This window comes from Pseudomonadota bacterium, from assembly GCA_023229365.1.
Taxonomy (GTDB): Bacteria; Myxococcota_A; Polyangia; order JAAYKL01; family JAAYKL01; genus JALNZK01.
This window is the reverse complement of the sequence record JALNZK010000077.1, coordinates 1-10,907: the sequence shown is the minus strand read 5'-3', so window position 1 is coordinate 10,907 and position 10,907 is coordinate 1. Positions and strand designations below refer to the sequence as shown.

The following is a 10,907-nucleotide window of genomic DNA, read 5'->3' as shown; positions in this document are numbered from 1 at the left end:
CCGCGCTCGCCTCGTGCGCCACCGCCCTCGTCCTCCTCGCGCCCGCCGCGGCGCTCGGCCAGGCCGAAGGGCCGCCGTGCAACGCGTGCGGCGAAACGCCGGCGCCGGCGCCGACGCCGGTCAGCTTCCGGGTCACCGAGACGTTCATCACCGAGTACGTCGGCGACAACGGGCCCACGAACGAGGGCGCGTACGGCGACGACGACGACTTCTGGATCTTCCGGAACATCATCTACGCGCAGGCCAGCAACAAGATGTTCGACAGCGGCCTGCGGCTCGACCTGAACGCGTTCGCCGGGCCGCCCGGGCGCGTCGCGTCGTCGGAGTTCGTGTGGGGACCGGGCGCCGGCGGCTACACGACGCTCGACTACGGCAACGACGTCCGGCTCGAGCGGATCTACGGCACCGCGAACCTCGAGCGGCTCCGCGTGACGGCCGGCGACTTCTACGTCAGCTTCGGGCGCGGCATCGCGCTGTCGCTCGTCAAGCTGGACGACGTCGGGGAGGACACGGCCCTGCGCGGCGCCCGCGTCGAGTACCAGGTGCCCCGCGCGCTCAAGCTGATCCTGGTCGGCGGCGTCGTCAACGCGCTGAACGTCGACCCGATCACCAAGCAGATCTTCCGGGACGACCCCTTGGACAAGATCGTCGGCGCGCGTGTCGAGTGGCAGATCGAGGACGCGCTCGCGCTCGGCGCGCACGGCGTGTTGATGCGGCCGCGGTACACGGACGAGGCGGACGTCGATCCGGACCGCCTCTTCGTCGACATGGGGCCGGGCGTGTCCGCGCTGACCGGCGGCGCCACGGCCCAGCTGAACGTGGGCGGCCTGCAGCTCTACCTCGAGGGCGACGCGCAGACCCACGACAACTACCGCCCGGCGCAGGACGTCGCGAACGAGTCGGGGTACGCCGTGTTCGGCGAGATCTCGTACGACCTCTCGCCGTTCATGATCAAGGGCGAGGGGATCTTCTACCGCCGCTGGCTGATGGACGGGCCGTACCGCGGATCGTACTCCACGACCGCGGGCAACCCGGCGATCCCCTACAACAACATGCCGACGCTCGAGCCGGTCTGGATGACGATCAACTCGCGCGGCAACGCGGAGGGCGGCCGGGTGACGGGCGACCTGTTCGTCCGGCGGTCCAGGACGCAGGTCACGCTCTTCGCGACGACGCTGTTCTACGAGGGGGGCCTCCTCCCAGGCGGCGTCTGGGACGATCACCCGCCGACGCTGATCGTCCACCCGATCCTCAAGGCGCGGCAGGAGTTCGGCGACTCGGGCGTGAGCCTGTCGGTCGACGGCGGCTTCCGCTACGAGACGACGGACGAGCCCATCACCGGCGAGCCGGACAACGGGAGGCTGTGGCACGCGGCCGCGGATCTCTCGGTGCCGATCAAGGGGCCGCACAGCGTGGAGGCGAAGCTCGAGCTGCGGCGCCACGACCTGAACGTCAGCGAGAGCGTGCCGCACTGGGTGACGCTCGCGAGCCTCGGCTACGACATGTCCGGCGCGTTCGGCGTGACGATCGTGCACGAGTACAGCGACGAGACCGCCGGGAACGATCTCCGGTTCGGGGACTGGGAGCTGCCGCTGCCCCGTCAGCACTACCTCTGGGCGATCGTCAACGCGCACCTGCCGAGGCCGCTCGAGGATCTGACGCTGCGGCTCCTGGCCGGCGCGCAGCGCGGCGGGATCAAGTGCGCGGGCGGGGTCTGCCGGATGTACCCGGACTCGGTCGGCGCGCGGCTCGAGGCCGTGTACAGGTTCTAGGGAAGGAGGCCGAAGATGACGTTCGTGACCCTTCAGCGCGCAGCGGCGATCGCCGTGTCGGCGGCCGGGCTCGCCCTCTGCGGCTGCCAGGACGATATCACGCTGCCCGAGGTCGGTGGCGCCGACGTCGGGGAGTGCGGGGCCTTCTACCCGGGAGGCGGAGATCCCGACGCGGGGATCGTCTACGGCGCCGAGCCGGGCGACACGCTGCCGTGCTTCGTGTGGACCTCCGTGAGGCTCGGGGCGCCGGATCCGGACATCGAGGATCCCGCGGAGTACGCGAACGCCTACCTCAGCATGCCGGAGATCTTCCTCAAGTCGGAGGATGCGGCGATGAGCGGGTTCCTCGAGGCGCAGTTCCAGGTCTCCCAGGCGAGGATCATCCTGTTCGCGATCGCCTCGACGAGCTGCGGCACCTGCCCCGACCTCATGCAGGCGGTCGTCTCCTCGGAGGGGGAGCTGTTCGATCACGGCATCGTCCCGATCGGCGTGCTGAGCTTCGACCTGAACGATCAGACCACGACGGAGGCCTGGGACCTCATCACGGCCGACGCGCAGCTCCTCGACGACGGCTTCGACGAGGCGCTGTACCGCACGAACGACCCCGAGCACTACCTCGGCGACCGCAGCGCGTTCGAAGCGTTCCCGTACATCGTCGCGGTCCGGGTGTCCGACATGGCGGTGGCGGTGAAGGGCCTCGGGACGGACTACGTGGAGTACCCCGGCAAGACCTTCAAGGTGGACGAGTTGGTCGCCGCCGTGGAGGAGTTCTCCGCGCCTTGACGCCGGCGGCCCGATTCTCTAACTGTGGGAGAGCCGATGCGCCGAGCTTGGGACATCCTGCGGCAGTTCCTCACCTCGCACTGGGGGATCTCCGCGCTCGTCGCGTTCTGCCTCGTCCAGCACTGGGATCTGCTCGCCTGGGCCGTGCCCGCGTCCGGCGATCACATGATCCACATGTACAAGGGCTGGCTCATGGCCGACCAGCTCATCCCCTCCGGGCGCGTCACCGGCTGGAGCAACACCGCGTTCGCGGGCTACCCGGCGGCGCTGTACTACCCGGCGCTCGGCGACATGCTCGTCGCCGCGACCCGGTGGGTGACGCTCGGGCTCATGTCCTGGGAGCGGACGTACGCCGTGTTCTTCTTCGCGCTGCTCGTCGCGATCGCGGTGTGCGTGTACGTCGTGGCGCGCCGGATCGCGGGCCAGCTCGGCGCGCTCGTCGCCGCGGCGCTGCACCTCGGCGACGTGGGCGGGTGGCCGCAGGGCGGGCACTGGTCGACCTACCATTTCGCGGTGTGGCCGGTCGTGCGCGGCATGATCCTGACGATGTTCAGCGTCGTCGCGTGCGAGGGCGCGATCACCCGCCCGATCCGGGAGCGCCCGCTCCGGTTCCTCGGCTTCGTCGTCCTGCTCGCCGGCGCCCTCCTCGGGCACCCGATGGGCTACTTCTACCTCGGCCTCTCGGCGCCGCTCGTCGTGATCGTCGTCGCGATCGCGGGCCGCGCGAGCGCGCACCCGCTGCGCGTGATCGGCCGGGCGGCGCTCGCCGGGATCGCCGCGCTCGTCCTCGCGTCGTTCTGGATCGTGCCGTGGCTGACCACCGGCGGCGAGTGGACGCTCGGCTGGCCGGCGGTCGGCTTCGGCGGCGCCTGGTACTCGCTCCCGAGGATGGTCGAGCGGCTCGCCTCGAACAAGCTGTTCGACAACTTCTACTGGGTCGCGTGGGCGCTCGGCGGGCTCGGCCTGGTGCCCGCGCTGCTCTCCCGCAAGCGCTGGCCGACGTACCTCGCGCTGCTCCTGATCGCCGCGTTCGTCTTCACCGGGGTCGCCGCCCACCTCGGCGAGGGGCTCATCGTGCGCAAGGCGCAGATCGAGCGGATGGCGGCGTTCCTGAAGCTCCTGTGGTTCGTGCTCGCCGGCTACGCGGTCGACAGGGGGGTCGCCGCGATCGACTGGGGGTGCGCGCGCGCGGCGCTCCGGTGGCCGAGGCTCGGGGCGGGCCTCGGGCCGCTCCTGCGGAGCGCGCGGCCGTTCGCGGCGGCGGGGCTGGTCGCCGCGATCATCGCCGTGGGATGGGAGGAGCACTACGATCGCATCGCGGTCCAGTCCGAGAAGGACCGGCTCGGCGGCGAGCTGTGGCCCGACATCGTCCGCGCCAACGCGTGGATCGGCCGGCAGCCGCACGGCCCGCTCGACCGCGTCCTGTACCAGCCCGGCAAGCTCTGCGTGAAGGGCAACCTCGTGTCCGCGGAGTGCAACGAGATCTACCACCAGCACCTGTTCGCGGCGTCGCCGATCTGGACCGGCCTGCCCAAGCTGAAGTTCGGCTACGAGGCGACCGCGATCTTCAACAACCTCCCGCTCGCCCACAGATGGCCGTACGACACCGAGCTCATCCAGCGGCTGCTCACGCAGCCCGAGGCGCTCGAGACGCTCCACGTCCGCTGGCTGGTCTCGCTCGTCGAGTGGCCGCGGCGCCCGGACGTCGAGCTCGTGAAGCGCTTCGGGGACGTCTGGGTGTACTCCGTCGAGGCCGGGAAGGCGCCGCCCGTCTCGATCGAGGGGCCGGGGACGATCGACGTCCTCGCCTTCGAGGACGAGCGCGTCGTCGTCCGCGTCGCGGGCGCCGGAGAGGGATCCCGTCTCCACTACCCGATCGCGTACTTCTACCCGTGGCGCGCGTACCGCGACGGCCGCGAGCTGACCGTCACCCGCCACGGCGTGCTGCCCGGGGTGCGCAAGATCCTCATGACGGTCGAGGCGCGCGACGGGATCACCGAGCTCCTGTACGTGCGCCCGCCTTTGGAGCGGGCCGCCAACTGGGCGAGCCTCTTCGGCTGGATCGCGTGCGTCACGCTCGCCGGGGTCGTCCTCGCCCGCCGCCTGGCCCGGCGGCCCGGGCGACGGGCCGCCGAGCGCACATGAGACCCGCCTTCCGGCGCGCGGCCGCGATCGTCGCCGCGACGGCCGTGCTCGGCGCGTACGCGGCGCTCGCCGTCCACTACCACGGCGCCTCGGCGATGGCGCCCGACGAGAGCTTCTACTCGGTGGCGGCCCGCGACGCGCTCGCCGGGCGCGCGCTCTACCGCGACTTCGCGTACACGCAGATGCCGCTCCTACCGTACGTCAGCGGTTCGATCCTCGCGCTCACCGGGCACACCCTCTTCGCGCACCGGGCCGTCAACGCGATCTGGGGCGCGATCGCGCTGCTCGGCCTCATGTGGATCGTGCGCAGGAGGACGGGCGCGCTCGAGCCCGCGCTCCTCGCCGGGTTCCTCGTGGCGGCCTCCCCGCGGTGGGTCTCTCTGCAGGCGCTCGCCGTGTGGTGCGCGCCGACCGGCGCCTTCCTCGTGGTCGCCCTCGGCGCGGCGCTCCACCGCGGATCGTACTGGCCGCGCGCCGCGGTCTTCGCGGTCGCCGCCGTGCTCGCGTGCGGCTGCCGCCTGACCTGCGCGCCGATCGCCGCCTCCATGGCGCTCCTGTTCGCGCTCGAGGGAGACGCGAGGCGGAGGCTCCTCACCGCCGCGCTGTTCGTTGGTGCGGCCGTCGCGGCGATCGCCCCGTTCGCGCTCGCGGCGCCCGGGTCCTTCCTGTTCGACGTCCTCGAGTACCACCTCGGCGCGGCCTACGAGCGGAACCTCTACGCGCAGGCGGTCCAGTGGTGGAACGTCGCACCGGCGGTGACCGCCGGGTTCGCGGTCGTCCTCTTCGCCGTCCCGCGGCTCGCCTCGAGGCGCGCCGGCCCGGAGCTCGTCCTGCTCGCGACCGGGACCGTCGCGCTCGTCGCGCCGATGGCGCCGCCGTCCGCGTGGGGCGTCTACATCGCGGCGAGCGTCCCCGTGGCCGCGGCCGCGGGCGCGATCGTGCTCCACGGCCTCGAGGAGTGGCGATCGCCGCTCGCCCGCTTGGCCTTTGCGCTGCCCGCGCTGTCGCTGTGCTTCCTGTCGCCGCCGGCGACGCCCGTCGATCCGACCGAGGAGGTGGCCGAGGTGGCGGCGTTCGTCCGGAAGGGGGTGCCGCCCGGGCCGCTGCTCGCGCCGCTCGGCGTCGTGGCGGTCGAGGCCGGCCGCGCGGTGATCCCGGGGACCGAGATGGGGCCGTTCTCCGCCATGCCGCCCACCGACTCCGACGCCGCGCGCGCGCACCGCTTCACGGTCGTGCCCGATCTGACGGCCGCGGTGAAGGCGCGCGTGCCGGCGGCGGTGATCCGCGTCGCCGCGCCGCGCACGTCGCTCGTCTGGAACTTCCGCTGGGCCGTGCCGTCGATGAAGGATCAGCCCAGCGTCGTGCTCGAGGACTTCGAGTCCGCGATCCGGGCGTGCTACAAGCAGGCCAAGGCGACCGCGTCGATGGAGGTGCTCGTGCGCAGGGCGAAGTGCGAGGAGCCGGCGGAGAAGGCCGAGGAGAAGCCATGAGCGGCGGGGAGCACAATCGCGGCGTCGGTCTCGCACGCAGGCTCGCGCTCCCGCTCGCGTACGTTCTCCTCCTCGCCGCGTACGCGGCCGCGATGCTCTACTGGGAGCCTCCCGCGGTACTGCTCGCGGACGAGCCTTTGTCGGGGCGCGATCTCGACACGCACATCGAGCAGGTCTGGCGCGTCACCGAGACGCTCGACGGCTTCCGGAAGAGCTGGGCGTGGGATCCGCAGATGCTCGCGGGCTCCCCGCAGGGCGTGATCTTCGACGCCGACAACAAGGGCTGGGAGCTGTGGACCTTCGCCCTGACGCGGCTCGGGGTCGGCAAGGGGCTCGCGTTCAACCTGTTCATCGCGCTCGCGCACCTCCTCCTGCCGATCGTGCTCTACTCTTCTGCGCGGCTCTTCGACCTCGGGCGCGCGGCCCGGTTCGTCGTCGTCGCGCTCGGGCTCTGCGTCTGGTGCTTCGACAGCTTCATCCACTGGGCGTGGTGGGAGGGGATGGTCGCTTACGCCATGGCGAGCTACCTCTGCCTCCTGCCCCTCGCGCTCTTCCACAGGTTCACGTCCGGCGGGAAGCTGCGGTACGCGATCGCGCTCGCGCCCGTGATGGGAGCTTTGCACCTCGCCCACCCCTACAGCTTCTTCATCCTCGCCGTGCCGATGATCGCGATGTACGCACGGCGGTTCCGCGCGTTCGGGCGGCGCGAGCACGCCGCGATCGCCGGGATCGTCGTCGTCACCCTCGCAATGAACGCCTGGTGGCTCCTCGTCGACCTCCGGTTCTGGCACTACATCCTCAACTCGGGCTACCTCGGCGCGACGACGATCGGCCACCTCGCCACGGACTACGTCGGCATCGTGCTGGACCGCGCGGTGTCCGGCGGCGCGGGGATGCGCTCGGGGTTCCGGTTCCTCGCGATGGGGGCGGCGGCCGTGTCGCTCTTCTACTGGCGCGCCGACCGCGATCCCCGGTTCTGGGCGTTCGCGACAGGCCTCGGGGCGCTCTTCGTCGCCGGGTACTTGGGGGGCTACATCCCGCCGCTCCTGCAGGTGCAGCCGTACAGGTTCACGGCGCCGCTCGCGTTCCTCGCGCTCATCCCCGCCGCGCAGCTCGTCGAGCGGATCGCCGCGTCCGGCGCCCTGCGCGGGCTGCCGCCGCGGGTCTACGTCGTGGGCGCGATCGCCGTTTTCGTCGCGATCCCGAGGCTCGCGCGCGACGTCATGTATTTCTTGCCGCCGCTCGTGCCCGAGGCGCGCGTCCTCGAGGACGAGCGGCCGAAGATCACCGACGCGGTCGGCTTCTCGAACATCGGGTACCCGCGCCAGATTCCGTACCGCCACACGGGGATGGACGAGACCCACGCCGCGCTCGCCGAGTGGGTCGCGGCGCGCGTGGCCACGGGCGAGCAGGGCCGGTACCTGGTGGAGAACTGGACCATCGGCGAGCTGCTCGCGTGGAAGACGGAGGCGGAGGTGCTCGGCGGCTTCCGCCTGCGCAACCTCCAGCACTCGGCCGCGAACTTCTTCCGGCTGTACCCCGTGAAGCGGCCGCCCGAGGGAACGCTCAAGGCGTACATGAAGCGCTACGGCGTGCGCTACGTCGTGACCTCGGTCACGCACGGGAGGTTCCTCGCCGAGAAGAAGCTCCTGCGGAAGGTCGCGGAGTTCCCGCCGCACATCGTGTTCGAGTCGCGCCTGAAGGTGAGCTACTTCGCCGAGGGTTCCGGCGAGGTCGCGGCGTCGATGAACCGGATCGCGGTGCGCGGCTCGACACCCGACGAGGACGTCGTGCTCCGGTACCACTGGATCGAGACGTTCGCCTGCGAGCCGGATTGCCGCGTCGAGCGCGAGCGGCTCAAGGGCGATCCCGTCGGCTTCGTCCGGATCCCGGCGCCGCACCCCGCCGACTTCGAGATCGTGAACCGGTACTGACTCGCCGCTACCGCCCGCGGTAGAGCGCCGTGATCGGGACGAGCGCGACCCCGTCGATCTCCGCCCGCTCGGCGCCCGCGTAGAACAGGCACGCCCGGACCGGCCGCCCGAACGACGCCGCGAACTCCCGCAGGTTCCGCAGGTCCCGGCCGCTCGGCGCCGCGGTCGTCTTGATCTCGACGGCGCGCAGCGCGTCGCCGTCCTCGAATACCACGTCGATCTCGCGCCCGGCCGCGCTCTTGTAGTAGTGCAGCTGCTCCGCGGCGATCAGCCCGAGCTTGCGCCGCTTCTCGAGCTCGGCGACGACGAAGCTCTCCATGATCTGCCCGTCGCTCGGCCGAGCCGACAGGCTGCCGAGCACGCCGTTGTCCGCGAAGTAGCTCTTCGCCGCCCGCGCGAGCCGTTTCGCCGGCCCGTACTGGTAGCCGGTCCGCCGGAACCCGAGCTGGGAATGCAGGATCGACGCGAGGTACTTGCGGGCGGTGACCTGGCTCACGCCGGCCTCGCGCGCGAAGTGCGCGACCTCGAGGTGCGATCCGATCGAGCGCGCCAGGTGGAGGTAGAGCGACAGGATCGCGTCCGCGTTCTCGAGGTTGGCGAACCGCATCATGTCGCGCGTGAAGTAGCTGTTCTTGTAGCGCGCGAGCAGCTCGCGCTTCGCCTCGGCGCCGGCCGCGGTGACGATCTCCGGGAACAGGCCGAACGCGAGCGCGTCGTCCAGGCGACGCGCCGCCTCCTTCTGCTCGAGCGGGTCCTGCGGGTCGTCGAAGACGCGGTGCGTCGGCGGCCCGGCGTCCTCGCCCCAGCAGGCGGTGGGGAGCGAGACGACGTCGATGCGCCCGGCGAGCGTGTCCGCCGCGGCGTCGAGCAGGCCGACCGAGCTCGAGCCGGTCATCAGGACACGCGCGCCCTCGCTGTCGATGGCGTGCTTCACCGCGATCGTGAGCGCCGGCAGCCGCTGGATCTCGTCGATGATCGCGCGTGGCCCGAGCCGGGAGACGAACCCCTTGGGGTCCTTCTTGGCGAGCGCGAGCAGATCGAGGTCGTCGAGGGTGGCGTAGGCGTAGTCCGGGAAACGCATCCGCAGGAGCGTCGTCTTGCCGCAACGCCGCGGCCCGAGAACGAGCGCGGAGGTGCCCTTCAGCTGCAACCAGCGGTCGAACATACTGTCATTTTATCCATGCAAAAACGATAGTCAACTATCATTTTATCCACACGAAAACGCTAGTCAGCAATTGTTTCATCCATGTCGCCATCGTGGCCGGGGCGCGAGCGGGCTCGTTGGGAACGAGCCCTCTACCGGTGTCGTTTCCCGCCGCGTCGGGGCTGCTTCTCGGGCGGCGCGCTCTTCGCAGGCTTCGCGTTCTTGGCGGGCTTGGCGCCGGCCGCGTCCTTCTTCCGCGGCGCGACGAGCACGAGCCGCCGGTGCGGGACGTCGACCTCGGCGATGATCACCGGGAGCCTGTCGCCGATCCGGATCGACCGCCCGGTCGTCTCGCCGCGCACCGTGCCGCGCTCGGTCGAGACGTCCCACCAGTCGTCGCCGAGATCCGCGAGCTTCACGACGCCCTCGACGAGGAACTTGGGCATCTGCACGAACAGGCCGAAGTCCGCGACGCCCGTGACCACGCCCTCGATCTCCTCGCCGACCTTCGTCGAGAGGTGGTGCAGCACGAGGACGAGCCGGAGCTCCTGCTCCGCGGCCTCGGCGCCGCGCTCCTTGCGCGACATCTCGGCGGCGAGCGCGTCGAGCACCTCCCCCTCCGCCCCCCCCTCCGAATCGGAGGGGGGGAGGGGGGAGGTCAGCGGCTCGGGCGGGGCGGGCTTCACCCCGCTCGCGAGCACGTCGAGCGCCCGGTGCACGACGAGATCCGGGTAGCGCCGGATCGGGCTCGTGAAGTGGCAGTAGTGCTCGCTCGCGAGGGCGAAGTGGCCCTCCGGCGCGGTGGAGTACACCGCCCGCTGCAGCGAGCGCAGGATGCCGATGTTCACTGCCCGCTCCGCCGGCTCGCCGCGGACCGACGACGCGAGCTCCTGCAGGTCGCGCCGCGTCGGGCGGGTCGGGATCTTGTGGCCGAGGGCGCGCACGAACTTCGCGAGATCGACGAAGGCGTCGTCGCTCGGCGCCGGGTGGATCCGGCGCAGCGTCGGGATCTCGGCGTCGAAGAGGGCGCGCGCCGCGGCCTCGTTCGCCTCGACCATGAGCATCTCGATCACGCGGTGGGAGTAGAGGTGCGGCTTCGGCCCGCCGTCCGTCACCCGGCCCTCGGCGTCGAGCACGAGCTCCACCTCCGGCAGATCGAGGCGGAGCATCCCCTCGCGCTCCCGCCGCGCCTCGATGCGACGCGCGAGCTCGTACATCGCGGCGATCCGGCCGCGGACCAGCCTCGGGACGCCCTTGCCCCCGCCCGTCGAGATCTCCTCCGCCTCCTCGTAGGTCAGCCGCTTGGAAGAGGAGATGATCGTGCGCGCGAAGCGGGCGCGGAGCGGGTTGCCGTCGCCGTCGTAGTCGATGAAGGCGCTGCGCGCGAACCGCCTCACGCCCTCCTGCAGCGAGCACACGCCGTTCGACAGGATCTCCGGCAGCATCGGGATCACGCGCCGCGGGAAGTAGACGCTCGTGCCGCGCCGACGCGCCTCCTCGTCGAGCGCGCCGCCGGGAACGACGAAGTGGGAGACGTCGGCGATGTGCACGCCGAGCCGGATCGCGCCGCCCTGCCGCCGCTCGACGCTGATGGCGTCGTCGTAGTCCCGGGCGTCGGTGGGATCGATCGTCGCGATCG

7 protein-coding genes are annotated in these 10,907 nt (G+C 71.4%); 5 read left to right on the top strand and 2 right to left on the bottom strand.

Features of this window, described 5'->3' with window-relative positions:
* The 5 genes from M0R80_22230 to M0R80_22210 form a co-directional block, all read left to right on the top strand.
* The coding region (locus tag M0R80_22230) for a DUF6029 family protein (protein MCK9462352.1) at nucleotides 1-1,772 on the top strand (1,772 nt) is incomplete at its 5' end.
* A gap of 15 nt (nucleotides 1,773-1,787) precedes the next feature.
* A complete protein-coding gene (locus tag M0R80_22225) occupies nucleotides 1,788-2,555 on the top strand; it encodes a hypothetical protein (protein ID MCK9462351.1) in 768 nt (255 codons plus the stop codon).
* Nucleotides 2,556-2,591: 36 nt separating this feature from the next.
* Entirely contained in the window at nucleotides 2,592-4,700 is a 2,109-nt protein-coding gene (locus M0R80_22220; protein ID MCK9462350.1) for a hypothetical protein, read from the top strand.
* A complete protein-coding gene (locus M0R80_22215) occupies nucleotides 4,697-6,190 on the top strand; it encodes a hypothetical protein (protein MCK9462349.1) in 1,494 nt (497 codons plus the stop codon). The genes M0R80_22220 and M0R80_22215 overlap by 4 nt, the downstream gene beginning before the upstream one ends.
* Nucleotides 6,187-8,124: a hypothetical protein gene (locus tag M0R80_22210; protein MCK9462348.1), complete on the top strand. Its 1,938-nt coding sequence runs from the start codon at nucleotides 6,187-6,189 to the stop codon at nucleotides 8,122-8,124. The genes M0R80_22215 and M0R80_22210 overlap by 4 nt, the downstream gene beginning before the upstream one ends.
* A gap of 7 nt (nucleotides 8,125-8,131) precedes the next feature.
* On the opposite strand, the gene M0R80_22205 is transcribed toward M0R80_22210, so the two are convergent.
* Both M0R80_22205 and M0R80_22200 read right to left on the bottom strand, forming a co-directional pair.
* On the bottom strand, nucleotides 8,132-9,289 hold the full coding sequence (locus M0R80_22205) for an AAA family ATPase (protein ID MCK9462347.1): 1,158 nt from the start codon (nucleotides 9,287-9,289) through the stop codon (nucleotides 8,132-8,134).
* Between the two features lie 131 nt (nucleotides 9,290-9,420).
* The coding region (locus M0R80_22200) for an RNB domain-containing ribonuclease (protein ID MCK9462346.1) at nucleotides 9,421-10,907 on the bottom strand (1,487 nt) is incomplete at its 5' end.